Annotated in this window: 23 protein-coding genes; 8 read left to right on the forward strand and 15 right to left on the reverse strand. The window is 61.5% G+C overall.

Going from position 1 to position 25507, the window contains the following annotated elements; translation table 11 throughout:
- Positions 1-8: 8 nt before the first annotated feature.
- The 6 genes from cyoD to hmpA form a co-directional block, all read right to left on the reverse strand.
- Positions 9-344, reverse strand: a complete 336-nt coding sequence (cyoD, locus tag JFU58_RS06170; protein WP_003216374.1) for a cytochrome o ubiquinol oxidase subunit IV — start codon at positions 342-344, stop codon at positions 9-11.
- Positions 344-970, reverse strand: a complete 627-nt coding sequence (locus tag JFU58_RS06175; protein WP_008435616.1) for a cytochrome o ubiquinol oxidase subunit III — start codon at positions 968-970, stop codon at positions 344-346. The genes cyoD and JFU58_RS06175 overlap by 1 nt, the downstream gene beginning before the upstream one ends.
- A 3-nt stretch (positions 971-973) precedes the next feature.
- The gene (cyoB, locus tag JFU58_RS06180) at positions 974-2992 is read right to left on the reverse strand and encodes a cytochrome o ubiquinol oxidase subunit I (RefSeq protein WP_003216371.1); all 2019 of its coding nucleotides are present in this window, start codon (positions 2990-2992) and stop codon (positions 974-976) included.
- A gap of 3 nt (positions 2993-2995) precedes the next feature.
- Positions 2996-3937: a ubiquinol oxidase subunit II gene (gene cyoA / locus JFU58_RS06185; protein WP_008435619.1), complete on the reverse strand. Its 942-nt coding sequence runs from the start codon at positions 3935-3937 to the stop codon at positions 2996-2998.
- 799 nt (positions 3938-4736) lie between these two features.
- Positions 4737-5243: a disulfide bond formation protein B gene (locus JFU58_RS06190; RefSeq protein WP_093205410.1), complete on the reverse strand. Its 507-nt coding sequence runs from the start codon at positions 5241-5243 to the stop codon at positions 4737-4739.
- A gap of 246 nt (positions 5244-5489) precedes the next feature.
- Positions 5490-6671 carry an NO-inducible flavohemoprotein gene (gene hmpA / locus JFU58_RS06195; RefSeq protein WP_063027315.1) on the reverse strand — a complete coding sequence of 394 codons (1182 nt, stop codon included), beginning with the start codon at positions 6669-6671 and terminating at the stop codon, positions 5490-5492.
- Positions 6672-6818: 147 nt separating this feature from the next.
- Here hmpA and norR point away from each other — a divergent pair, with 147 nt between their 5' ends.
- The gene (gene norR, locus JFU58_RS06200; protein WP_201140079.1) at positions 6819-8363 is read left to right on the forward strand and encodes a nitric oxide reductase transcriptional regulator NorR; all 1545 of its coding nucleotides are present in this window, start codon (positions 6819-6821) and stop codon (positions 8361-8363) included.
- Positions 8364-8501: 138 nt separating this feature from the next.
- Here norR and JFU58_RS06205 read toward each other — a convergent pair whose 3' ends face one another.
- Positions 8502-9413 carry a DMT family transporter gene (locus tag JFU58_RS06205; RefSeq protein ID WP_201140080.1) on the reverse strand — a complete coding sequence of 304 codons (912 nt, stop codon included), beginning with the start codon at positions 9411-9413 and terminating at the stop codon, positions 8502-8504.
- A 137-nt stretch (positions 9414-9550) separates the two neighbouring features.
- On the opposite strand from JFU58_RS06205, the gene JFU58_RS06210 reads away from it, so the two are divergent.
- A complete protein-coding gene (locus JFU58_RS06210) occupies positions 9551-10426 on the forward strand; it encodes a helix-turn-helix domain-containing protein (protein WP_201140081.1) in 876 nt (291 codons plus the stop codon).
- Positions 10427-10561: 135 nt separating this feature from the next.
- Here the strand turns inward: JFU58_RS06210 and dacB are convergent, their stop codons facing one another.
- The 8 genes from dacB to JFU58_RS06250 form a co-directional block, all read right to left on the reverse strand.
- The gene (dacB, locus tag JFU58_RS06215; protein WP_201140082.1) at positions 10562-12022 is read right to left on the reverse strand and encodes a D-alanyl-D-alanine carboxypeptidase/D-alanyl-D-alanine endopeptidase; all 1461 of its coding nucleotides are present in this window, start codon (positions 12020-12022) and stop codon (positions 10562-10564) included.
- A gap of 58 nt (positions 12023-12080) precedes the next feature.
- Positions 12081-13115 (reverse strand): YncE family protein, encoded by a 1035-nt coding sequence (locus JFU58_RS06220; RefSeq protein ID WP_201140083.1) that lies wholly within the window; start codon positions 13113-13115, stop codon positions 12081-12083.
- Complete coding sequence (locus JFU58_RS06225) at positions 13115-15541, reverse strand: TonB-dependent siderophore receptor (RefSeq protein WP_201140084.1); 2427 nt, start codon at positions 15539-15541, stop codon at positions 13115-13117. Before JFU58_RS06225 ends, JFU58_RS06220 begins: the two co-directional genes overlap by 1 nt.
- Before the next feature lie 109 nt (positions 15542-15650).
- The gene (locus tag JFU58_RS06230) at positions 15651-16586 is read right to left on the reverse strand and encodes a glutathione S-transferase N-terminal domain-containing protein (protein ID WP_063027302.1); all 936 of its coding nucleotides are present in this window, start codon (positions 16584-16586) and stop codon (positions 15651-15653) included.
- A 75-nt stretch (positions 16587-16661) separates the two neighbouring features.
- Positions 16662-16937, reverse strand: coding sequence for a GIY-YIG nuclease family protein (locus JFU58_RS06235; protein WP_063027301.1), 276 nt, complete (start codon positions 16935-16937; stop codon positions 16662-16664).
- A 36-nt stretch (positions 16938-16973) separates the two neighbouring features.
- Positions 16974-17444 carry a nuclear transport factor 2 family protein gene (locus JFU58_RS06240; RefSeq protein WP_201140086.1) on the reverse strand — a complete coding sequence of 157 codons (471 nt, stop codon included), beginning with the start codon at positions 17442-17444 and terminating at the stop codon, positions 16974-16976.
- A 100-nt stretch (positions 17445-17544) separates the two neighbouring features.
- Entirely contained in the window at positions 17545-18180 is a 636-nt protein-coding gene (locus tag JFU58_RS06245; RefSeq protein ID WP_063027300.1) for a response regulator transcription factor, read from the reverse strand.
- 201 nt (positions 18181-18381) lie between these two features.
- The gene (locus JFU58_RS06250; protein WP_063027299.1) at positions 18382-19203 is read right to left on the reverse strand and encodes a response regulator; all 822 of its coding nucleotides are present in this window, start codon (positions 19201-19203) and stop codon (positions 18382-18384) included.
- A gap of 416 nt (positions 19204-19619) precedes the next feature.
- Here JFU58_RS06250 and JFU58_RS06255 point away from each other — a divergent pair, with 416 nt between their 5' ends.
- From JFU58_RS06255 to JFU58_RS06280, 6 genes are all read left to right on the forward strand, one after another.
- On the forward strand, positions 19620-20237 hold the full coding sequence (locus JFU58_RS06255) for a DUF1120 domain-containing protein (RefSeq protein ID WP_093205379.1): 618 nt from the start codon (positions 19620-19622) through the stop codon (positions 20235-20237).
- A 42-nt stretch (positions 20238-20279) separates the two neighbouring features.
- Positions 20280-20897, forward strand: a complete 618-nt coding sequence (locus tag JFU58_RS06260; RefSeq protein WP_063027297.1) for a DUF1120 domain-containing protein — start codon at positions 20280-20282, stop codon at positions 20895-20897.
- 43 nt (positions 20898-20940) lie between these two features.
- On the forward strand, positions 20941-21570 hold the full coding sequence (locus JFU58_RS06265; protein WP_093205375.1) for a DUF1120 domain-containing protein: 630 nt from the start codon (positions 20941-20943) through the stop codon (positions 21568-21570).
- 64 nt (positions 21571-21634) lie between these two features.
- Entirely contained in the window at positions 21635-22261 is a 627-nt protein-coding gene (locus JFU58_RS06270) for a DUF1120 domain-containing protein (RefSeq protein WP_242488222.1), read from the forward strand.
- Between the two features lie 28 nt (positions 22262-22289).
- On the forward strand, positions 22290-22988 hold the full coding sequence (locus JFU58_RS06275; RefSeq protein ID WP_201140087.1) for a fimbria/pilus chaperone family protein: 699 nt from the start codon (positions 22290-22292) through the stop codon (positions 22986-22988).
- A gap of 141 nt (positions 22989-23129) precedes the next feature.
- Positions 23130-25499, forward strand: a complete 2370-nt coding sequence (locus JFU58_RS06280; RefSeq protein WP_201140167.1) for a fimbria/pilus outer membrane usher protein — start codon at positions 23130-23132, stop codon at positions 25497-25499.
- The last annotated feature ends 8 nt before the right edge of the window (positions 25500-25507 follow it).

Genomic DNA, 25507 nt, shown 5'->3' on the forward strand with positions numbered 1-25507 from the left:
GTCTTACCTCACTTCGCCATCATGAACGTATGGATGCTGAACATGATCCATACCGACAGGCCAACCAGCAGGAGGATCACCAAACCTGCGAACACGAACGCAATCACGTTATCGCGCTGAGCCTTCGAGCGGTCCAGGTGCAGGAAGTACACCAGGTGAACCAGAACCTGAATCACCGCGAACGCCAGGACGATCATCAAGGTGATCGACTTCGGCAAGGTCGGGTACATCACCAGGCCGAACGGGATCAGCGTCAGGATGACCGACAGGATGAAGCCGATGGCGTACGACTTGACGCTGCCGTGGCTGTCATCGTGGCTGTCATGGGAATGTGCATTAGCCATTACAGAGTCCCCATCAGGTAGACAACGGTGAAGACGCAGATCCAGACCACGTCCAGGAAGTGCCAGAACAGGCTCAGGCAGCTCAGGCGCGTCTTGTTGGTGTTGGTCAGGCCATGCTTGTTGACCTGATACATCATGGTCGCCATCCAGATCAGACCGGCAGTCACGTGCAGACCGTGGGTCCCTACCAGCGTGAAGAACGCCGACAGGAAGCCGCTACGGTGCGGGCCGTAACCTTCGGAGATCAGCAGGTGGAACTCGTTGACCTCCATGCCGATGAAGCCCAGGCCGAACAGGAAGGTCAGTGCCAACCAGCTCAGGACGCCTTTCTTGCTGCCCTTGTAGAAGGCCAGCATGGCGAAGCCGTAGGTGATCGAGCTGAATAACAGCAAGGCGGTTTCGCCGAGCACGTAAGGCAGTTCGAAGATGTCGTGGCCCGACGGGCCACCCGCTACGTTGTTTACCAGTACCGCGTACACCGCGAAGATCGACGCAAACAAGATGCAGTCGGTCATCAGGTAGAGCCAGAAACCGAATACGGTCATTGGCCCCGAGTCGTGGTGATGGTCATCGTGCCCATGGTCATCGACATGGGCGTGTCCAGCATTGGTCACTAAGTTCGACATGGTTTAAGCCTGTTCCAACGAGGTTTCAACACGGTTGGCCGGGATCTTCTTCTCGGCAACCAGGCGAGCGTGTTGCTCGGCTTCGATGCGTTCGATCACGTCGACCGGCACCATGTAGCCTTGGTCATCACGGGCAGCGTGAACGATGAAGTAGCCGATGGTACCCACCAGGCTGACGATGGCCAGCCACCAGATGTGCCAGATCATCGCGAAACCGAACACGGTCAACAGCGCGCCCATCACAACGCCGGTAGCGGTGTTGTTAGGCATGTGGATCGGTTCATAACGTGCTGGCTTCTGGTACGCAGTACCGTCTTCCTTGGCTTCGGTGAACGGATCGATGCTGTCGGCCTTCGGCAGTACGGCAAAGTTGTAGAACGGCGGTGGCGACGAAGTCGACCATTCCAGGGTGTGTGCATTCCATGGGTCGCCGGATTCGCACATGTTCTGCTTGCGATCACGCACGCTGACATACAGCTGAATCAACTGGCAGGCGATACCGACAGCGATCATCAGTGCACCGACCATGGCAACGTACAGGTACGGTACCCACTCAGGGTTGGTGGTGGCGTTCAGACGACGGGTCATGCCCATGAAGCCCAGTGCATAGAGCGGCATGAACGCGACGAAGAAGCCCGAGATCCAGAACCAGAATGCAGCCTTGCCCCAGCCTTCGTGCAGCTTGAAGCCGAACGCTTTCGGGAAGTAGAAGCTGAAACCTGCGATGTAGCCGAATACTGCGCCGCCGATGATCACGTTGTGGAAGTGAGCAATTACGAACAGGCTGTTGTGCAGTACGAAATCAGCACCCGGGATGGCCAGCAGTACGCCGGTCATGCCGCCGATCGCGAAGGTCACCATGAAGCCCAGGGTCCAAAGAACCTGGCTGGTGATACGCAGACGACCGTGATAGATGGTGAACAGCCAGTTAAATAGCTTCACCCCCGTCGGGATAGAAATCAGCATCGTCGCCAGTCCGAAGAACGCGTTGACGCTGGCCCCCGAACCCATGGTGAAGAAGTGGTGCAGCCAAACCATGAAGCCCAGTACCGAGATCGCGCCCGAAGCGTAGATCATCGAGTGGTGACCGAACAGGCGCTTGCCCGAGAAGGTCGAGATCACTTCAGAGAAGATACCGAACGCTGGCAGGATCAGGATGTACACCTCAGGGTGACCCCATGCCCAGAACAGGTTCACGTACATCATCGGATTGCCACCAAGTTCATTGGTGAAAATGTGGAAATCCAGGTAACGGTCAAGCGACAACAACGCCATGGTTGCAGCCAGGATCGGGAACGATGCAACGATCAGAACGTTGGCCCAGGTGCAGGTCCAGGTGAAGATCGGCATGTCCATCAGCTTCATGCCAGGGGCGCGCATTTTCAAGACGGTGGCCAGGAAGTTGACCCCCGTCAGTGTCGTCCCGAGTCCTGATAACTGTAGCGCCCAGATGTAGTAATCCACACCCACGCCCGGACTGTAGGCCAGGCCCGACAATGGCGGATACGCAACCCAACCGGTCTTGGCGAATTCGCCGACGCCCAGGGACAGGTTGATCAGTACCACGCCGGACACCAGCAGCCAGAAGCTCAGGGAGTTCAGGAACGGGAACGCAACGTCACGCGCACCGATCTGCAGCGGCAAGGCAAGGTTCATCAGGCCGGTGAAGAAAGGCATCGCCATGAAGATGATCATGATCACACCGTGGGCGGTGAAGATCTGGTCATAGTGTTCAGGAGGCAGGTAGCCAGGCGAACCCTCGGTGGCCATGGCCAACTGGGTACGCATCATGATGGCGTCGGCAAAACCACGCAGCAGCATGACCATGGCAACGATGACGTACATGACGCCGATTTTCTTGTGGTCGACCGAAGTCAGCCACTCGGTCCACAGGTAGGTCCACTTCTTGAAGTAAGTGATACCTGCAAACAGTGCCAGACCACCCAGCGCGATCATGGCGATGGTCACCATCACGATCGGCTCGTGGAACGGGACCGCATCCCAACTTAATTTACCAAACATCGTTTACTCCTCTGCCCCAGCAGTTGAATGCGAGCCCGTGTCAGAACCTTCAACCGCGGCCACTTCTTTCTTCTCGTGCTCGATCGGCTTGCCTGGCTTCATACCTTCGTACTTGTCGACGATTTTCTGAAACAGGTCCGGCTCGTACGTGGAGTACAGGGCGACTGGGTTGTTCTGGCTTGGTTTGGCAAGGGCGTCGTATTCAGCTTGATCAAGCTGTTTAGGTGCGGCCTTGACTTCGGCTACCCAGGCGTTGAAATCTTCCTGGCTCGTCGAGATCGCTTTGAATTTCATGCCGGTGAAGCCAGCACCGCTGTAGTTGGCGGAGATGCCTTCCATTTCAGCTTTCTCGTTCGCGATCAGGTGCAGACGGGTCTGCATGCCTGCCATCGCGTAGATCTGGCCACCCAGTGCAGGGATGAAGAACGAGTTCATCACGGCGTCGGAGGTGATCCGGAAATTAAGCGGGGTGTTCTCCGGGAACCGGATCTGGTTCACCGTGGCGATACCCAGGTCCGGGTAGATGAACAGCCACTTCCAGTCCAGCGCGACCACTTCGATGTTGATCGGCTTGACGTCGGAGTCCAGCGGACGGTACGGGTCCAGCTCATGGGTCGACTTATAGGTGATGTAACCCAGGGCGATGATGATGAGGATCGGCACCAGCCACACCGCGATTTCAATCTTGGTGGAGTGCGACCACTTCGGCGCGTAGGTGGCGCTGGTGTTCGACGCGCGGTATTTCCAGGCGAACGCGAACGTCATGATGATCACGGGCACCACGACCAACAGCATCAGCAGGGTGGCGGTGATGATCAGGTTGCGTTGATCCAGACCGACCTGACCTTTAGGGTCGAGCAAGGTCCACTTGCAGCCTCCCAGCATTAACATCATGCCAAGCAGCGGCAAAAAGCCTAGTAATCGGGGGTACCTGTTTTTACTCATCTCACGACCTCTAAAGCAGCTTGCGCAATGCAGTTGGGTTTTGATCGCCAACACTTCACCCTGCCAAGGGTTGGCATTTCTCTTCGATTGAATAAGGGCCTGCCCGTCGCGCCTTGCGCGAATCGACACGTCCCGGGCTAGCGGTGAGTTCTTATTCGAATTCGTTGGTCAAAGGCCTTGTTACAGACCAATTCCATTTGGTGCGGATAGTTGAAAGGCTGCCGGCACCTGGGATCGCACGAAACGTTACATCCGCTTCTCGACCGCCCTAGTTTGCTCAGGGGTGAGCAGCACCGGACATTCAATGCGGGCGATTGTAGTTAGCTAGCGATGTATAAACCATGTCTTATCCAGAAATAATTTTTATCGTTTCCAGCAATAATCCTTCACCATTATTGCAAAGGTCCGCGATCGTATCGCGTTTGATTCTCGACAAAAACCACAAAAAATGCCGTGTTATTGGGCATTTCGCCACATCCCCCACAAGCTGTAGGGGCATCGAAAATGCATCCAAGTGCCCTAAAAACAAGGCATTCGGACATCAGGCAATGTCACGGAGCTCAAGCCGCTCGCGGCACCGGCCAGACGACGAACTGACAGCCACAAAACGCCGTTCCATGCAAATTTATGCCGCGTTTACGGGCGTGAGAAACGTCCTGCGACAGCTTCCGTGTGACAACATGTCGCATGCTGCGCGCACCCAAACTTGCCCCGCGTCACGGTCCCTTCACAAAATGCCTACAAACAAAAACGCCCCGGCCTTCTTATAGGAAGGCCGGGGCGTTTGATCATCTACGGATCAGGCTTTGCTCTGGCGATTACGGTAAATGCCCAGTGGCACCAGGATCACCGTCAGCACAAAGGCCACCAGCGCCCATTGGGCCAGGGACAGGCCGAGAACGGGCGGGTAAGGCGTCTCGCAGAAACCGTCGACCTGGAAGCCGAGGGGAAACACTGATGCCAGCGGCAAGCCATCGACAATCGGTTGCAGCACATCGATGCCGCAGCTGACCTTCGGAAAGAACTGGATGTACACGTGATAGCCGGCGGCAGCGACACCCCCGAGGGCGCTGAGTGTCACCAGTGCTTCAAACACCGTGACGCTGCGGGGGGTGCGCATGGCGGCACCGATGAAGGCGAAGATCGCGATCAGCAGCAAGGCATAACGTTGCAGGATGCACAGCGGGCACGGTGCCTCGCCCAGCACCACCTGCATGTACAGCGCCCCGCCGATCAGCGCCAGGCAAATAATGCCCAGCAGTACCAGAAAGCGTCGCTCCCTGCCCAAACGCAATTCGTCGATCATCCCCGTTTCCCTTTAGCCAATGTTGGTTGTGCCAATGGCCGCAAGTTTACACGTGGACGGTGAAAGTTGAGCTGTTGGCGTGAGGAGGTTTAAACAGGAGGCATTAACAGGAGATTAATCAGGGAAAATGGAGATCAAAATTGTGGGAGCGGGCTTGCTCGCGAAGGTGGAGTGTCAGTCACTGAATGTGCTTCTGATACACCGCCTTCGCGAGCAAGCCCGCTCCCACATTTTTGACCGAGTAAGTTATTCCAAGGCCGACGCCGGCCCAAAGAACTCATACCGGCTCTGCTTCTCCGGCACGCCCAAGGCCTTCAAGTGACGCTTGACCGCCGCCATGAAGCCTTTAGGCCCCAGGAAATACGCATCCACGTCCCGCTCCTGGGGCAACCACGCCGCCAATTGCTCCTGGCTCAGCATGCCAACCTTGTCCGCCGCCGGGCTCACGCCATCGTCTTCGGCGTAGCAATAAAAACGCTTGAGCTGCGGATGCTGCGCGGCGAGGCCATCCACCCACTCGCGGAACGCATGCACGCCGCCATTACGCGCGCAGTGGATAAAGTGGATCGGGCGCTCGGTGGCCAGGGCCGCTTCCAGCATCGGCAGGGTTGGCGTGATGCCGACACCGCCACTGATCAGCACCAGGGGCTTGTCGCTGGCCGCCAACGTGAACTCCCCCGATGGCGGAAACAGATCGATGGTTGCGCCCACCTGGAACTGGTCATGCAGGTAGTTCGACACCCGGCCACCGGCTTCGCGCTTGACGCTGATGCGGTACTGGCCCGAGTCGCCACGCGCCGACAGGGAATAGTTGCGGCGCACTTCCTCACCCTCCAGCACCAGCTTCATGCCAATGTATTGCCCGGGCTCAGCCGCCAGGATCGGGCCTTTATCCACAGGCGCGAAGTAGAACGAGATGATTTCAGCGCTCTCCTCCACCCGCTTGACCAAGGTGAAAGGCCGCGCACCACGCCAGCCGCCCGGCGCTTCTTCCTTCTCTTTATAGATAGCCGCTTCGGCACCGATCAGGATGTCGGCCAGTTGGCCATAGGCAGCGCCCCAGGCGCTCATCACTTCAGGGGTGGCGATTTCACTGCCCAGCACTTCGGAAATCGCTCGCAGCAGGCAGGTACCGACAATCGGGTAATGCTCCGGCAGGATCTGCAGGGCCACGTGCTTGTTGATGATCTTCGCCACCAGGTCGCCCAACTGGTCCAACTGGTCGATGTGGCGGGCGTACATCAGCACGCCGTTGGCCAACGCCCGGGGCTGGTCGCCGCTGGCCTGGTGGGCCTGGTTGAACAGCGGGCGAACTTCGGGGTACTCGGACAGCATCATCCGGTAGAAATGGGTGATCAGGGCTTCGCCGCCACTTTCCAGCAGGGGCACGGTGGATTTGACGATGGCACGGTCTTGGGCACTAAGCATGGCAGACTCCTGAGTCTTCTTACTGATTACCCTTTGTTACTCAGTATTCATGCCAACTAATAAAACCTTATAAATCAGAAGCTTGAATTAGATGTAGTCAGTATGACCTCCTACACTTTATAGTCACTATGACTACAAGGAGTCATTATGACTGCGAAGCCGCTGCTCACCACCCTGCTGCCCCTGGTCGCCGACCTGTCCCGCGAACTGCCCGAAGGCGAGCGCTATCGGCGCCTGCTCCAGGCCATGCGCGCCCTGCTGCCCTGCGACGCCGCCGCCCTGCTGCGCCTCGACGGCGAATGGCTGGTGCCGCTGGCGGTGGATGGTTTGAGCACCGACACCCTCGGCCGGCGCTTCAAGGTCAGCGAGCATCCGCGCTTTGGTGTGCTGCTCAGCAGCCCCGGCCCCACCCGCTTTGACAGCGACAGCGAACTGCCCGACCCCTATGACGGTTTGGTGGATGGCCTGCATGGACACCTTGAAGTTCATGACTGCATGGGCTGCCCGCTGTTCGTAGACGACCAGCCCTGGGGCCTGCTGACCCTCGACGCCCTGGACACCGAGCGCTTCGAACGGGTGGAGCTGGACGCCCTGCAAGCCTTCGCCAGCCTTGCTGCCGCAACGGTGAATGTTGCCGAACGCATCGAACGCCTGGCCCTGCGGGCCGAAGACGAACACCAGCGGGCCGAAATCTACCGCCAGGCCAGCGGCCAGCAGCACAAGGAGATGATCGGCCAGAGCAAGACCCACAAACGCCTGGTGGAAGAAATCAACCTGGTGGGCGGCAGCGATTTAACCGTACTGATCACCGGCGAGACCGGCGTCGGCAAAGAGCTGGTGGCCCAGGCGATCCACGCCGCCTCATCCCGCGCCGAGAAACCGCTGATCAGCCTCAACTGCGCCGCCCTGCCGGAAACCCTGGTGGAAAGCGAGCTGTTCGGCCATGTGCGCGGGGCGTTTACCGGTGCGCTGAACGAACGCCGGGGCAAGTTCGAGCTGGCGAATGGCGGCACGCTGTTCCTGGATGAAGTGGGCGAATTATCCCTCACCGTGCAGGCCAAGCTGCTGCGGGTGCTGCAAAGTGGTCAGTTGCAGCGCCTGGGGTCTGACAAGGAGCATCAGGTGGATGTGCGCCTGATCGCTGCCACTAACCGGGATCTGGCCGAAGAAGTGCGCAGCGGCCGCTATCGTGCCGACTTTTATCACCGCTTGAGTGTGTACCCGTTGCAAGTCCCGGCGCTGCGCGAGCGTGGCCGCGATGTGCTGTTGCTGGCGGGGTTTTTCCTTGAACAGAACCGCTCGCGCATGGGCCTGGGCAGCCTGCGCCTGACCAGCGATGCCCAGGCGGCACTGCTGGCTTATACGTGGCCGGGGAATGTGCGCGAACTGGAACACTTGATCGGCCGCAGCGCCCTGAAAGCCCTGGGCAACTGCCGGGAACGGCCGAAGATTCTCAGCCTCAGCGCAGCAGACCTGGACTTGCCGAATGCCACCGCACCACCGCTCGATGAGCAGCCCGACCCCGTGCCGAACGTCACCGGCGACCTGCGCCTGGCCACCGAGAACTACCAGCGCCAGGTCATCAGTGCCTGCCTGGAACGCCACCAGCACAACTGGGCCAGCGCCGCCCGCGAGCTGGGCCTGGACCGGGCCAACCTGGGACGGATGGCCAAGCGCCTGGGCCTGAAGTAGCGAACGGTGATTCTCAGGTAAAGGAGATTAAATGTGGGAGCTGTCGAGCTTTAGCGAGGCTGCGATGGCATCACCGCAGTGCACCTGCAAAACCGCAGCGCCTGCATCGCAGCCTTGCCTGGGCTCGCAGCTCCCACACTAGACCTGCTTCGCCTTGTAGATTGGATTGATCGGCGCGCCAGCCTTGGGCTTACGAAACACCAACACATTCCCCAGCATCACCAGTACCAGCCCCGCCAACGCGGGCGCTGTCCACTGATAGCCTTCGGCAAACGCCGAGACGTTCAACGCCACCACCGGGAACAGCACGGTGCAATACGCCGCCCGCTCCGGGCCCATGCGCCCGACCAGGGTCAGGTAGGCAGTAAAACCGATCACCGATCCTGGGATCACTAGGTACAACAACGAACCGATGTAGCGGCTGTTCCATTCCATGTCGAACGGAATGCCCTGAACCGCGCAGTACATCGCCAGCATCGACGCACCATAGGCCATGCCCCAGGCATTGGTGGTCAGCGGCTTGAGGCCGGCCTTCTGTTGCAGGCTCGACAGCATGTTGCCCGCCGAGAAACACATCGTGCCGAGCAGCGCCAAACCCAGGCCGAGCAAGGTTTGCGGGCTGGCGGTGTGCCCCACCAGTTCCGGCCAGAACAACAGCCCCAGGCCCAGCAACCCGAGGCCGCCGCCCATCAACACATTGCGTGCGACTTTCTGGCCAAAGAACACCCTAGCGTTCAGCGCGTTCCACAAGGTCGCGGTGGAGAACACCACCGCCACCAGCCCGCTGGGAATCCACTGGCTGGCGGTGAGAAAGCACATGAAATTGACGCAAAACAGGCACAGCCCCTGGGCCAGGCAGATCAAATGCCCACGGCGGTTCATCACCTGCAGCTTGCGGCTGAGCAGCAGCATCACGAACAGCGCCAGCGCCGCCAGGCCGAAGCGATAGACGATGGACACCGGAATCGCTACCACGCCCAGCTGCCATTTCAGGGCAATCCACGTGGTGCCCCAGATCAGTACGGTGAGTAAATACAGGAAAAGGTTCATGGCGGGCTCCGAGGGTTGAGCCACAGTTTCACCCCGGGCGGCACCCAGCCTCTTGCACATTCTTGCGCTTTTGTCGGCTGCCGGGATCACAGGAATCGCCGCTGGGAGTAGGATGCAAGCTGTCAGAGAGTACGAATATGCCGCCACTGGAAACCCTGCAAGTCTTTCAATCCCTCAACCGCTCGCCCAACGCTCGCCTCGAGCTGTGCGCCGAGCTCGGTGACGGCTTGTCTGCAGCCTTGTGGAGCAACCATCACGACGCCCAGGATTACGAAGCCCCCGACCATCACACCCTGTCCTGCTACATCGGCGGCGGCACCGGCACCTTTCGCCGCGACCAGCCCGGCACCAAGGGCGGCCCGGACAAGCTGTGCATCCTGCCGGCGGAGCATCAGTCGGCCTGGGTGATCAACGGCGAAATCCGCCTGGCCCACGTGTATTTCAGCCCGGAGCAATTCGCCTTGGGCTGCGTGACCTTGCTGGACCGTGAGCCCCGCGAGTTGCAGTTGCGTGAGAGCACCTTCCTCGACGACGCGCAGCAGGCCCGGCGCTTTCACCAGTTGATCAGCCTGAACTGGAAAGAGCCCGGCGAGCGCCTGCTGACCAGTAGCCTGGCGCATGAAATGCTCAGCCATACCTTGCTCAGCCAAGTGGGGATGCGTGAAGGTTTGCGCTTGAAAGGCGGGCTGGCTGCCCACCAGCGTCGGCAACTGGTGGAGCACATCGACCAGCAACTGGCCGAGCCGATCAGCCTGGGGCAGTTGGCAGGCTTGTGCGCCTTGTCGGAGTACCACTTCGCGCGGATGTTTCGCGAGAGCTTTGGCCTGCCGCCCCACCAGTACCTGCTGGCGCGGCGCCTGGCCCGCGCCCGGGAGTTGTTGCGTGGCGGGGCATTGCCCTTGGGCGAGATTGCGCTGGCGTGCGGGTTTTCCAGCGCCAGCCACTTTACCAACCGGTTCCGCCAGGCGATGGGTGCGACGCCCGGGGAATACCGGCAGGCATTCCTGCCTTGAAATGCAATCCGCCTGACTGCACAGGTCCAATGTGGGAGCGGGCTTGCTCGCGAAGGCGGTGTGGCAGTCAACACATGTACTGACTGATCCACCGCATTCGCGAGCAAGCCCGCTCCCACATTTGATCTTCGGTGCTCAATAGTCCGTGCTGTTGGCCAGCGCCGTGGCCAGACGGTTTTCCAGCGCCTTGACCCGCGCGCCTGCGACCACGTAATTGTTGGTCACCATCGAAAACACCAGCTTGCGCCCCTTGGCATCGGTGACATACCCGGTCAACGACGACACGCCGGTCATCGAGCCGGTCTTGCCGTGCAGGTTGTTTTCCGCCGCCGTGCCCCGCAGGCGATAGCGCAAGCTCCCGCCCACCAGGCGGTCCGGGTTACCGGCAACCGGCAACGCGTTGTACCAGGCGTTGAACCAAGGCTGTTTGCTGGCGGCCAGCAGCACGTCCGTCAGGTTCTGCGACGACACCAGGTTACGTCGGGACAACCCCGAACCGTCCACTTGATTCAACGTCGCCGTATCAATCCCTTGACGCTTCAGGAACCCAGCCACCGCCGCCACACCGGCAGGCGCCGTGCCGGCATTCACGGTCTTGCGCCCCATGCTCTTGAGCAATGCCTCGGACATGTTGTTGTTGGAAAGCTTGAGCAACGGCGTGATCAAGTCCTGCAACGGCGCCGAGTCATGCATCGCGAGCACAGTCGCCGTGGTCGGCGTCACACCCCCGATCATCCGACGCCCCTGCACGACAATCCCCTGCTGCGCCAACGCCTGCCCAAACAGATTGGCCACCAGTTGCGTCGGCTCCCAGACACTGACCAATTGCCGACTCTGCTTGCCCGGGGCCAATGCGCCACTGAGGCGCAGCAGGTTGGTGCCGTGCTGGCGATTGATCCCATAGCTGTTGCCCGGGCCGCTGACGGCACGGTTGCCGATCTGCACGTAGTCGGTCGCCGGGCTGATATCCACCGTCACCGGGCGCCCCGCCACGACCGGCGCCTTGGCTGTGACCAGCAGGGAGCCCGCATCGAAGTCGTCATTGGGCGATACCGTCAGCGCCGAAATCTGCGCGCCGTAGTAGGTGCTTTCATCGTCCTGGGACCAATCGGTGCCCAGACGCTCGGCGTCGAAGAACGTGTCATCGAACACCAGGTCACCCTGCACTTGCCGGATGCCCTGCTGCGCCAGGCTGGCGGCCAGTGCCTGGTAGTCCGCCCACTGGATCGTCGGGTCGCCCAGGCCGCGCAGGTAGAGGTTGCCGTTAAGCACCGCGCCCTGGCGGATGCCGTCGCTCAACAGTTGCGTGGAAAACCGATACTGCGGCCCCAGCACATCCATCGCCGCTGCGGTGGTCAGCAACTTGAGACTGGAGGCCGGCGTCAGCCGTGTGCGTGGGTTGTGTTGGTAGAGCGTGCTGCCGCTGCGGGCGTCGCGCACCATCAGCGACACACTGGCACCGTGCAACGCCGGGTCGGCCAGCAACTGGTCGAGGGTGGCGCTAGTGGAAGTTTTCGGTGCCGTGGCGCAACCGCCCAGCAACAAGCTCAAGCCCAGCAGCAGCCCGCCGGCGTGTGTCCATCGTCCCAACCGCATAAACCTGGTAGTCCTTGAATTTCGAGAGTGCGCAGCTTGTGGAATTCCTCCCGGTCAATCAAGGCCCGTAGGTCGTTACGGAAAACGTATTGGCATGAAACAGCGGGTCCGGCTTGGGCTCGGCCTTGCTCGGCGCCGGCTGGGTAAAGTCCATGGCCGGCAGGAGTACCCGCTGGCTCGCCGGGTCGAACGCCATGTTGTAGGCCATCGGCAAGGTGCTGACGCTGGCGCGTACGGCGTAGTGGTCGGCATCCGTTTGATCCACCAGCGTCAGGTTGGCATCGACGCCACTGGGGATCAGCAAGCGCCGGTGCTGCTCGTCGTAGGCCAGGGCGTTGACGTCGCGGGTGATCGGCAGCTTCGCCTTTACTTCACCGGTTTTCCGGTCGGCAACGATCAACACCGGCACTTCACCGCGACACGCCACAAACAGTCGCTGGCGCGCCACGTCCTGGGCCAATGCGCTGGGCTTGGGGCAATCGGCAAACTGCCAGGTGTCGAGCAACGCAAAGGTGCTCGCCGAATAACGGGCGACCTTGCCTTCATCGCGCATCGGCAGGAAGAAGCTGCCGTCGCCCTTGATCAGCAGCGGGTCGATTTTCTTCACCGCCAGTTCATGGGCGCCGGTGATTCGTTCCTGTTTCGGGTCGAATTCAAACAGCGTCGAACGATCCGCCCGACGCCCACTGACGATAATCACCTTGCCCGTCGATGGCTCGTACACTGCACTGTTGAGGTTGCTTTGCGCCACCGGGATGCGCTTCAGGAATGTGAGTGTGGATAACTGCACCACACTCAGACTGCCGTCGGTGTTGAGCACGAATACCCGGTCTACCTCAGGCACGAACACCACGCCGTTGGCGCCTTCGGACTGCGCCACCGTCTCGACCAGGCGCTGCTGTTTCACATCAAACACGCTCAGGCCGTTTTCCCGGCGAGCCAGGAACAGATACGGCCGGGTCGGGTCCAGCCCGACAAAACCCCAACTGTGGCCGGAGCCGGGCAATGTCACCCGGTGTTCGCGATGGTAGGTCGAGTCATCAGCCGATGCCGCGCCGCTGATCAGCAGTGCTGCCAGTAACCAGTGTTTCATCAGAACTCCAGGGTGCTGGAGACGGACACCTGACGGGCGTCGCCGATGGAGACAAACTGGGTGTTCACGGCCGAGGTGTAATAGGTACGGTCAAACAGGTTCTTCACGTTGAGCTGGAACTTGACCTTCTGACCGTCGACCTTGGTGTCGTAGGTGGCGAAGGCGTCGGCCACGGTGTAACCCGGCAAGTCGAAACTGTTGGCCGCATCGCCCGAACGCTCGCCGACATACCGTGCACCGGCGCCGACCCGCAGTTGGTCGCCGCCCAAGAGGCTGCCGAAGTCATACACCGCCGACAGCGAGCCAGTGTTCTTCGCAACGTTTTGCAGGCGATTACCTTTGTATTCGGGGTCCTCAGTAACCTCGGCATCGGTGTAGGCATAGCTGCCGATCACGCTCCACTTGTCGGTCAGTTGGCCGCTGGCATCCAGTTCCAGACCACGGGAGCGCACCTTGCCGGCGACGCTGTACACCGAAGTCAGGCCATCGCCCACCTGCACCAGCACGTTGCGTTTTTCGATGTTGAACAGGGCGGCGCTGGCGGTGATGCGGCCCGATATATCCAGTTTGGTCCCCAATTCCCAGGACTTCGATTGCTCCGGCTCAAGGCTGCCATCCAGTCTCGTTTTATTGGCCAGCGGCGCGATCGTGGAGTTGGGTTTGAACGACTCGGTGTAGCTGCCATAGAACGACAGCTCGTCGGTGTAGCGGTACACCAGGCCGACGCGTGGCACCCATTTCTGGCCATTGCCGTCGGTGTTGGCGGTGAACGGGACGCCCTTGCCGGCGTATTGGTCGTACATCTGATAACGCGCGCCGCCTACCAGAATCCACTGGTCGGTGAGGTGGATCGCATCCTGCAGGAACAACGAGTCGCTGCGCAGCAGGTCCATCTGGTTGCTGTCCGGTGCACTGACGGTGGTGCCCGCTACTTCATTGCCATAGACCGGATCGTTGTAGTTGAACGTGCCACGGGGCGACTGGCGGATCAGGTCGGCCCGGTAGATCTTGCGGTACTCGTCATCCAGGCCGAAGGTCAGGTCGTGCTGCATGCCGGCGACGTTGACCTTGCCTTCAAGGCTGGCGGTGGCGAAGCGATCCGTGGTCAATGCGCCCTGGGTGCCGTCCATGCTGCGGGTCAGGGTGCCGTTGGTGTTGACCTTGACCACACGCACCTGGCTGGCGTCGTAGGTCTCGCGGTTCCAGCTGTAGCCGAAGTGGGCTTTCCAGTCGTCATTCAGGTCATGGTCAGCCTCGAAGCGGTACAGATCGGAGCGGCCTTCCATGTTGTTGAAGGGCTCGTCCAGGCGGCGAGTGGACGGAATATCCAGTGGGTGGTTGGTCTTGGGATCAATCGCAGTCCCCCGATCAAACGGCGAGAGAAACTCCCGGTGCTCATAGGCAAACAACAGCTTGGTGTTTTCGCCGTACCAGGCCAGCGACGGTGCGATCAGGCTCTCGCGGTGTGTGCCGTAGTTGCGCCAGTAATCTTCGTCTTCATGATCGACGATCAAGCGATACGCCAACCCGCTGTCACCGATCGGCCCCGTGGTATCCAGGTTGCCGCCGCTACCGTTCTTGCCGTCACCAAAAGTCGAGCCACGCACCGTCAGCGAAGTGGATTGAGTCAGCTCGGGTTTCTTGCTGACGATGTTGACCACTCCACCCGGATCCTGGATGCCATACAGCAACGACGACGGGCCCTTGAGCACTTCGACGCGCTCGGCGGTGGAGTTCATCGCGCGGCCCTGCACCAGCGGCATGCCGTCCTGCATGATCGAACCGTTTCGGTTGTCACCAAAACCACGCAACATCACCGCGTCCTGGGTGCTGCCCAACGTGTTGGCCTGGGTAATACCGCTGACGTTAGCCAGGGCGTCGTCGAGGTTGCGCGGCTGTTGATCGCGAATCACCTGGGCCGGCACGACGTTGACGGTTTGTGGGGTTTCCAGCAGCAGGCCGTGGGAACGCATCACCGAACTGGTAGGCGGCGGCTGATAGCTGGTGGTATCCGAGGCCAGGGCGGCACCGCTGATGGTAGTAGCGCCGAGGTTCAGCGCGCCGTCGGTCGGCAGTGGCTCAAGGGCCAGGGTGCGGGCGTCGATCTGGCGGAAAGTGAAGCCGGAGTTGCCCAGCAGCCGTTGCATGGCCTGGGCCGCGCTCATCTGCCCGGTGATGGCCGGGGCCTTGATGGCGTAGGGCGCTTCGTCGGTGTAGACCACGCTGATGCCGGTCACCCGGGTGAAGTCGCTCAAGGCCTGGGGCAGCGGCTTGGCGGCCAGGGCAAAGTTGAACAGCGTGCTCTGCTGCTGCGCCTCAGCCGCCTGCGCTACGCCCAGGGGCAGCAGCGCCAGCCCCGAAACCGCCAATACCGAGGCTCCCAGCCAATGTTTAACCGAACCCGCCGACGTTGCCCTGGACTTCATGCTTGAGAACCCGTGTGTAAAAACGCTGTTAATGCGAATTAATCGCAGTTTCAAGCATTACACGGATGGCCGACAGGTTTACCTCACACTGATTTGAAAATAATTTCAGTCACGCCGGTTGGATCCGAAATCCGAAGCGCGGAACGTGCACATGCACAGTGCCGGCGCGTTCATCGGTGCGCCGCAGAATCAGCGCTTCGCGGCCGGCAAACAGCAACTCGCCAGCCACCGGATCGGTGCCGTAATCGGTGGCGCTGACGGTCACCTGCTGGCCAGGCTTGAAGCCATTCGGGTCTTCGAAGATTTCTTCCGGCAGGTTGGCGGGCGTGGCATTGCGCGCGACTTCCAGGGCTTGCTCGGCGCTCATCTGGCTCGACGTGCCATGACCGAAACCCAACACCCGGGCCAGCCAGGCGGCCACGGCAGGATAGGTTTCCACCAGCGGCGAGGTCACCGGCGATCCCATGAGGAACCACAACGGGTGCGCCAGGGCGAAGTCGGCAATCGACGGCTCGCCAAACAGGAAGTCGCCCTGCTGGTGCTGCAACTGCTGATTGATACGACCGATGATCACCGGCCATTGATGCTTGGCCTGATCCAGCTGCACACGGGTGGCCGTGCCGCCGCTGAACAATTTGCTGCGGTCGGCCACCAGCACCTGGAGCATTTCCGGCGGTACTTTGGCGAACTTGACCGCCAGGGACTCCGGCTGGAACACCAGGCTCACGGCATGGGAAAACACCGTCGAATCAGCCCAGGCGGCGAAGCTTTGGCTGACCAGTTCCAGGCCTTGGGGAAACAGTGCCGGCGCGGACTTTTCCTGCTCCAGGCGGCGCGCGATCAGCGCGGTGTCGCAGTAGATATCGGCACCCACCTGCAACACCGGGGTCTTGCGATAGCCACCGGTGAGGGCAGTCAAGTCTGGCTTGGGCATCACCGGCGAGATGTGCACCGAACGCCAGGACAGCCCTTTGAAGCCCAGCAACAGGCGGGCTTTTTCGGCAAACGGGGATTGCGGGTAGTGGTGCAGGATCAACTCAGTCATGCCAGGCTCCGCTCTATGAGTGAGCGTCCAGCTTAGCCTGCAAACCCGGCAAAGGCGCGCATGGGAACCTATCAGTCAAATTGATGGGCCAATCGCGGCCAGGCACTCCTTGGCGCTTTTCTTGAGTTTCTTGATCAGCCGTTCCTGGCGCAACGCCTCGGCCTTGCTGATGCATGCCTCGGTGTACACCAGCGCCACGGCAGGGCTTGAGAGAAAGAACCGCGCGCCCTTGCCGCTCTGGTGCATGGCAAAACGGCGCACCGGGTCATTGCTGATGCCGCAGTAGAGCGAGCCATTGGCGGCGCGCACCAGGTAGACAAACCACGGCTTGGCTTCAGAAGGAGTCGTCACGGATCAATTCGGTAAACCAAAGGAGCGCCAATCTTATCAACGACTGGCCTGGAACGCCTTCAACCCTTTCAGGGCCTGGGCCCGCACGGCGTTTTTCACCAGCGGCGTCCAGCCCAGCAACAGCCCTTTGGTGCCCAATGCCTGGCGCGACCAGCGCCACAGGTCGAAGTGGTCGTGGTGCTCGCAGATCTTGCCGTCGCGAAACACAAAGCGCGCCCGGATGTCGTTGACCACAGTGTTGCCCGTGGCGCTGAACAGGTAGGTCGCCACCCAATGGGCGCTGCCGGTGATTTCATCGCTGCGCACACAGTCGAAAGTCAGGGAAAAATCCTTGGCCCGGGTGGTCAGCATGCGCCACATGTCGCCGGCATCACGGCCACGCAGTTCACCGAATGCCGGGTCGCTGAACACCACGTCGTCGGTGTAGCAGGCGCTCATGGCCTCGGCATCCAGGCGCTGGAAGGCGCTGTAGAACTCGGTGATCAGGGCGTTATGGGCGTCGCTCATGGGCAGTTTCCGCAAAAGGGGTTTGGATGGTCGGTACGATAATCCCCAAGGCCCGGGAACACTACTGGCATCAACGCCAGGAATACCTCATCCCATCCCTTCAGGGCACCATTCCGCTGCTGCGAGCATAGGCGAACAAATCCACATCGGTGGAGATACACAGCCGGTTCATGGCGGTGCTTTTCTGTTTGCTGATGGTGGAGATGCTGCGATTGACCCGCGCGGCAATCTGGCTGACGGTCATGCCGCTGGCCAGCATGCGCACTACTTCGCGCTCCTTGCCGGACAGTTGCGGGGGTTGTGATTGATCGCCCGTGCCCGCCTGCACCAACTGGGTCCGCAGGGACTCGCTGACGAAGGTCTTGCCCTCGCAGACCTCCTTGATCGCCGTGGGCAACTCCTTGGCCGATGCACTCTTGGCGACAATGCCTCGGGCGCCCTCGGCGAACGAGGCACGCAGGGTGGCGATATTGGCGAACATCGTCACCAGGATCACCGGCACCCCGGGGTATTGGCGTTGCAACAAGCCCAACAACACATAGCCGTCAGCCTGCTGCCCGCCCGGCATGGCGAAGTCCGTCACCAGCACATCACACGGGGTGCTGCCCAGCACCCGCAGCAGCTCATCCGGGCCATTGGCCTCACCGACCACCTTGCACCTGCCATTGGCCTCGATCACCACCTTCTGCCCGATCCGAACAATGGGATGATCGTCAGCAATAATTACGCGAAGCATAGAAATCCATGAATGATGGCAAATTGATTTGCGCAAAATAACCCTGTCCGACCCCAGCAACAACCGCCCACTCAGGCACGGTTTCCAATGGCGTCCCGTGTTCTTAAGTGGGTGATTTTTTACCTACAACAAAAAAGGAAACACCCTACAAACCATGCCCACAGACAGAGGTAATACCCCCTACAAAAATCGCTGGAAGTGTCATAAATCGGTCAAATAGCGCAGATACATCACCAAGTCCTGGTCAAACTGCTGCAATGCCCGCGAGTTGCACCGAATGCCGTGCTCGCGCACCTGCTCGATCAACTCCCCCGCGCAGCGATCCAGGTCGGTCTCACCAAAAAACGCGAGACTTCCCGCCAGGCGATGCAGGCAGTCGACCAACCCGTGCCGGTCGACGATGCGGCAGGCCTCTACCAGTCCCGCGTAATCAGCCTCAGCCTCCAGCACCAGGGTGCGCAACATCTGGTTCACCACCTGCTCATCACCAAAGGTCTTGACCAGCTCGGCGCGGGTTGGCCAGTTCGCCCTGGGCAAAGCTGTAGCAGGCGGGTACGCATTCGCGCCCGGCGGCTGTGGCAACCACTGCTCAAGCACCGTACGCAATTGTTCCAGGGTCAGCGGCTTGAGCAGCCAGGCATCCATGCCGGCCTCAAGGCAGCGGCGGGCATCATCCGGGGAAAGTTTGGCGGTCAAGGCAATGATCGGCACACGCGGGCGGCTGTGTACGGCCTCTCGCCGCCTGATCTCACGAGCCATGCTGTAGCCATCCAGCACCGGCATGCGGCAATCGCTGATCACCAGGTCGAAATGCCGCAGGGCGATGGCCGTCAACGCGGCCTGCCCGTTGCACACCAACTCGTGATCGATTTCGAATTTTTGCAGGAACCAGCCCATCAAGGCGCGATAGGCCTGATGGTCTTCGACGATCAGTACGCTCAGGTGCTTCCAGTGAGCAGGAGGACTGCGCCATGGCACCGTTTGCTGCTTGGGACCGTCGTCAGCAAACACGCTTGGCGTCATGGCCACCTCGATATCGGTGCCGACCTGCCAGGGCCGTCGGGCGGCCCTGGCCTATCGTCAGGTGAGGGTGCGCTCGACGGTGATCCTTAACCCATCCTTCTGGCACCCGTTACCGAATCAAGCTATCCACATGAATACCACTCTTGCGATACAAGAACTACGAAAAGACAGTTTTTCCTACAGCTCCGCCCACCTATTCCGACTTGACGCAGGCGAGCTAGAGCGATAGCGGATTGTCGTAATTCTTGTATTTCCCCCTCCTCCCCCGGCGCTAAATTGCGCCCCACCCCAAGAGGGCAGCCCGCCACTTCACCTGGCGGCCAACTATCCGAACTGACCCGACGCCCAACCGCGCCTCTTTCTGCGCTGCGGTGACGTGTACCCGTCCGTTGACCCAACACTGAGACAACACAACCATGAACAAGCACCTGATCGCCGTCGCCAGCGCCCTGCTGATCACCGGCACCGCCCCCGCCTTCGCCGCCAGCACCGTGGACCTGACCGTCAAGGGCATCATCACCCCGAATGCCTGCACGCCGAGCCTGTCCAGTGGCGGGGTCATCGACCACGGCAAGATGTCGGCCAAGGACTTGAACGCCACCCAGATCACCCCGCTGCCGAAGGTCAATTTGCAAATGACCGTGACCTGCGATGCGCCCGTGGTCTTCGCCCTGAAGGCGACCGATAACCGTGCGGGCTCGGGAAATGCCAGCGGTTTCGGGCTGGGGCGGATCAACGGGACCCAAAAGCTGGGCTCGTACAGCTTGACCATGAGCGCCCCCCTGGCCGACGGCGAAGTCGTGCAAAGCATCGCCTCCTTCGACAACGGCACCACCTGGGAGAAATACAGCTCCTTTGAAAACGGCCTGATGCTCTCCGTGGCCACCCTGGCAGACGTCAGCACGCCTCGCCCGACCCAGGAACTGGTGACGGATATCAGCTACAGCGGCTACATCAACCGCACCGACGGCCTGGACCTGAGCAATGAAGTCAATCTCGACGGCTCGGCCACCATTGAAGTGACGTACCTCTAACCCCTACGCCATCGACCCTGCAACCAAAGGTGCCGCTCGCCCATGAATTCCTCACCCGCTGTCTTTCTCGCCACTTTGCTGCTGGCCCCCACTGTGCTCGCCGCCAGCAGTACCGACTTCGCCGTCACGGGCACCATCACGCCGAATGCCTGTGAACCCATGCTCTCCGGCGGAGGCGTGGTGGATTACGGAAAAATGCCGGCCAAGGAACTCAACACCGACAGCCCGACCTCACTGCTGCCAGAGACCATGCAAATGGAAGTCCTGTGTGAAGCGCCAACGTTTCTCGCGCTGAGCACGATCGATAACCGCGCAGGTACTTCGGCCATTAACGACTACTGGCATGGCCTGGGCCTGACGGACAGTGGCGAAAAACTTGGCGCCACCGCGTTCGCCCTGTTCAACCCGGTCGCGGACGGCGTCACCGTCAAGACCATCAACTCGATCGATGGCGGCGCAACCTGGCATCCGTCGATTTACCTGGGCCACTACACCCAGACCTCTGTTGCCACCAACGGCGGTGCAAATACCCCGATTGCGATACGGCAATTCAGCGCCGACCTGCGCGTGTACACCATGGTCGACGGCACCGACCGCTTGACCGTGCGCGATGAAGTGCCGCTGGACGGCCACGCCACCGTACAACTGAAGTACCTGTAACCCTTTATTCAACTGGCCCCACTCGAAAGGAAACGTGTGCCCCATGAAACTTACGCTCAATGCCCTGGCCACCGCGCTGCTGATCACCACCAGCGCTTCTGCCCTGGCGGCGTCCACCGTCGACCTGACCGTCAAAGGGGTGATTACCCCCAATGCCTGCACCCCTGGCCTGTCCGGCGGAGGGGTGGTGGACTACGGCAAGATCTCCGCCAAAGACCTGAACCTCACGGCCCCCAAACAACTGCCACGCACCACCCTGCAACTGACCATCACCTGCGATGGCGGCACCCTGTTCGCCGTCAAGGGCACCGATAACCGCGCCGGCTCCAACTCCAGCGGCGGCAACTATGGCCTGGGGTTGATCAACGGTACGCAGAAGCTGGGCGCCTACGACCTGATGCTGAATAACGCGGTCGCCGACAGCGCAGCCGTCACCGTACTGGAATCGATGGATAACGGCACGACCTGGACCGACTCGGCGGACGCAATCCTGCCACCCAGCGCATTGGCGGCTTTCGGCAATAAAACCTCGGGAGCCTGGTTGCCGGTGCCGATCCAGCAAGTCATCTCCGATGTGGTGATCTACGGGCAAATCGCCCGGGCCGACAGCCTGGACCTGAGCGATGAGCACCCGATCGACGGCTCGGCCACGCTGGAAGTGAAGTACCTGTAAACCCGCGGCCTCGCCGTTCGCGGCGAGGCGCCTTACTTGCACCGAACACATTGAAGACCGAATGATGAACAGAACCCTACGCCTGTGCGCGGCGCTGTTATTGCTCAACACCGGCTCTAGCGTGTTTGCCAGCACCGCCACCGAGATGACCCTCTCAGGCCTGGTCACTCCCAGTTCCTGCACCATCGCGCTCTCCGGCAGCGGCATCATCGACCACGGCACCATCCCTGCCTATACCCTGAACCAGGACGAACCCACCCCCTTGGACAGCCAATGGCTGGAGGTCGAGATCCACTGCAACGGCCCCTTGTTGTTTGGCCTGATTGGCCTGGACAGCCGCGAAGATTCGTCCGCCGCACCGGACACTACCTACGGCCTGGGGAGAAACCCCAACGCGCCCGCGGAGCAATTGGGTTATGTCGACCTGGCGTTCGAAGCGGCGCAAGGGGACGGCCAGGTCATGCAGTCACTTGTGTCAAATCCCCAGGGCGGTCTCTGGTCCCCCCAACCCGCGATCCACCCCAAGTCCCTGATGGGGTTTGCCCGTCCCGGCCGACCGTTTCCGGAACCCATCGTCACCCTGACCACCCGGATCCGCGCACAGACCACCATCCACCCGGCGAACCGTCTGACCCTCAGGCAAGACGTTCCCCTCGATGGCTCATTGGTTCTGGATCTGCGTTACCTCTAAGCCCTGTGATCATTTTAGGAACTGCGTCATGAAGACCTATCCAACCTTGCTGGCCCTCGGCTGGCTGCTGAGCACCCCGGTGTTCGCCGACGGCATGGTGCCCGACACCTCGGTGGTGATCGTCAATGAAGCCGACGGCGAAGCCTCGGTGTCGGTGACCAATACCGACGGCAAACTGGCCCTGCTGCACGTCACCCTCGAAGACATTCCGGAAGACACCGAATCGTTGCTGTTCGTCACCCCGCCCCTGTCCCGTGTCGAGGCCGACAAAAGCCAGCTGGTGCGCTTTATCCTGCGCAACCCCACGCCCCTGACAACCCAACGCCTGAAACGGGTGATCTTCGAAGGTATGCCCAAGGACCGTGATGCCGCCCAGGCAGGCCATGCGCGGGTGGGCGTGACCGTGCGCCAGAACCTGCCGGTGATCATTCATCCCAAAGGCCTGGCGCCGAATCGCACACCCTGGACCGGGCTGACCTGGTCGCTGAGCGCTGGCCACCTGAACGTCGCCAACCCCACGCCTTACGTGGTGCGCCTGGCCCAGGAGCTGCAACTGCTGCCCGGCAAGCAGAGCCTGGTGCTGCCGCGCACTTATGTGTTGCCCGGCGAAACCCTGCGGCTCAGCACGCCCCACACCGCCACGGCCGTACGCCTGCAACCGGCCACCGTCTACGGCTTTGCCGTCGCCGCCTATGAAGCACCGATAACCGCCGCAAACGCTGAATAACGAAGTGACAGCCCTGTGACTGTCACCGGGGAGCCCGCCAATCGTTGCCGGCTTCCATAACCTGAGTGCCTTTACGTGAACACAGTAACCACTGACCCGGCTGGCGAAGCCGTGCCCGGCTGTCCTTTACGCACCGCCCGGATGCGGGCCGCGCTGCCACTGACCATGGCGTTGCTGTCGGCCGATGCCTGGGCCGATGCCTTCGACGCGCAAACCCTGCACCAGCGCGGTATCGACCCGGAACTGGCCTACCTGTTGCTGGACGCACCGCGCTATACCAGCGGCCGCCACGCCGTGAGCCTGACGGTGAACGGCCAGCGCCGTGGCCGCCTTGATGTGCGGTTCGACAGCCAGGGCGCGCTGTGCTTTGACCGCCCGTTGCTGGATGCCGCCGACCTGGTGATACCGGCGCCGCTGGGCGACAGCACCTGCCATGACTTCCTTGGCGAATACCCGCAAACCGTGGTGGAGCAAGACCCCGCCAGCCTGAGCGTGAGCCTGATGGTGCCCACCGATGCCCTGCGCCCACGCCAACGTGAGCTGTCCGGTTATGAAACCGGAGGATTCGCCGGCTTGCTCAACTACGACCTCACCGGTTTGTACAACCGCTATGGCGACGACGCCAGTCGCTTCGGCTCGGCCAATACCGAAGTGGGGTTCAACGCGGGCGACTGGATCGTGCGCAGCCGCCAGGTACAGACCTGGCAAGACGCCCGGTCCCGCAGTACCCACCTGGAAGCCTATGCCCAGCGCACCTTCGCCGAGCAGCAGGCGGTGTTGCAGGCCGGGCAGATCAACCTCTACAACCCGGTGCTGTCATCCGCACAGATCACCGGCATGCAGCTGTTTACCGAACAAGCCCTGCAGGACCAGGAACAGGGCTCGACCATCAGCGGCATCGCCAACAGCCCGGCCCAGGTGGAGGTGCGCCAGAACGGCGCGCTGATTCACTCCACGGTGGTGCCGGCCGGGCCGTTTTCCCTCACGGATGTACGGCGCCTGAACACGCGCTCAGACGTTGAAGTGACGGTCAAGGAAAGCACCGGCGAAGAACGGCGCTTCACCGTACCGGCGGCGATGCTCGGCATCGGCCTGCCAGCGCCGGGTTACTCGTTGGGGGCGGGCCGGGTGCGCAATATCGGCGATACACGGGGCGACGACCCATGGGTGATCAGCGGCGGCTGGAGCGGCGCCTTGAACCCGCGCCTGAGCCTGGGGGCCGGCGTGCTTGCCGCCGAAGACTACCGTGCCACGGGTGCCAGCCTCGGCCTGTTGCCATGGACAGACGGCCAGGTACAACTGTCGACTCAGATAGCCGATGCCCAACGCTTGGGCGAACGTGGCGTACAGACCGACCTGAACCTGTCCCAGCGCCTGGGCCTGCAATGGTCGATCACCGCCGGCGCCTCCCACCGCACCATGGGCTACCGGGAGCTGGAAGACGCCGCCTACTACGATTCACGGGACGACGAAGGCCGACGCACCCGCTATCGCGACCAGCAGAGCCTGGCCCTGGGCTGGGCCCATCCGTGGCTGGGCGCCTTCAATGCCGGCCTGTCGCGCACCACCACGTTCAACGGCGAAAACAGCAGCCGCGCCCTGGCCTCTTGGGGCACCAGCGTGCGCGGTGTGTCGCTGTCGGCCAGTGCCGAATGGCAGGTCAGCGGCCGGCAGAATAACGAGAACGCGGTGTACCTGAACCTGAGCGTGCCACTGGGCGAGAACCGCCGCGGTCGCTCCTGGGTGCGCAACTCCGGTGGCGAGCACCGCATCGGCCTGGGGGTGAACGAGCAGGTCAACGATCAACTCAGTTATCGAGTCAGCGCCGAGCACGACAGCCGCGACCAACAAGTGGAATCCACCCTCGGCGTGTCCTATCTGCCGCGCTATGCACAACTGGACATGAACTACAGCCGCTCGGACGCCGAACGCTCCAGCTACCAGGGCGGTCTGCGCGGTGCGGTGGTGGCCCACAGCGGTGGCGTGACCTTCTCGCCTTACCCGGTGCGCGACACCTTTGCGCTGGTGTCTGTCGGCGAGATGGTCGGGGTCAAGCTCACCACGCCCAGCGGCCCGGTGTGGACCGACTTCCAGGGCCAGGCGGTGGTACCGCAAGTGTCCGCCTACGGGCGCAGCCCCGTGGAAGTACAAACCCAGTCGCTGCCGCGCAATGCCGATATCAGCAACGGCCTGGCCGTCATCAGCGCCGGACGCGGTGCGGTGGATCGCGTGGAGTTCGGCGTGGCCCTGACCCGTCGCGCCTTGCTCACGGTGACCACCGACCACGGTACGCCACTGCCCCGTGGCGCCACCGTGAGTACCGCCGATGGCGAGTTCGTGACCCTGGTGCAGGAAGGCAGCCAGGTGTTCTTGCCGAACGTGCTGGATCCCCGTCGCCTGTGGGTCAAGGCACCCGGCATGAGCCGCTGTGAACTGCACGTTGAACTCGCGGAAAAATCCGACCCGCAGGTGTATTTCGAAACCGCCCCGGCGCGTTGTGTGACGCCATGAGGAAGAGT

Origin of the sequence: Pseudomonas sp. TH34 (assembly GCF_016650865.1) — a bacterium.
Lineage (GTDB): Bacteria > Pseudomonadota > Gammaproteobacteria > Pseudomonadales > Pseudomonadaceae > Aquipseudomonas > Aquipseudomonas yamanorum.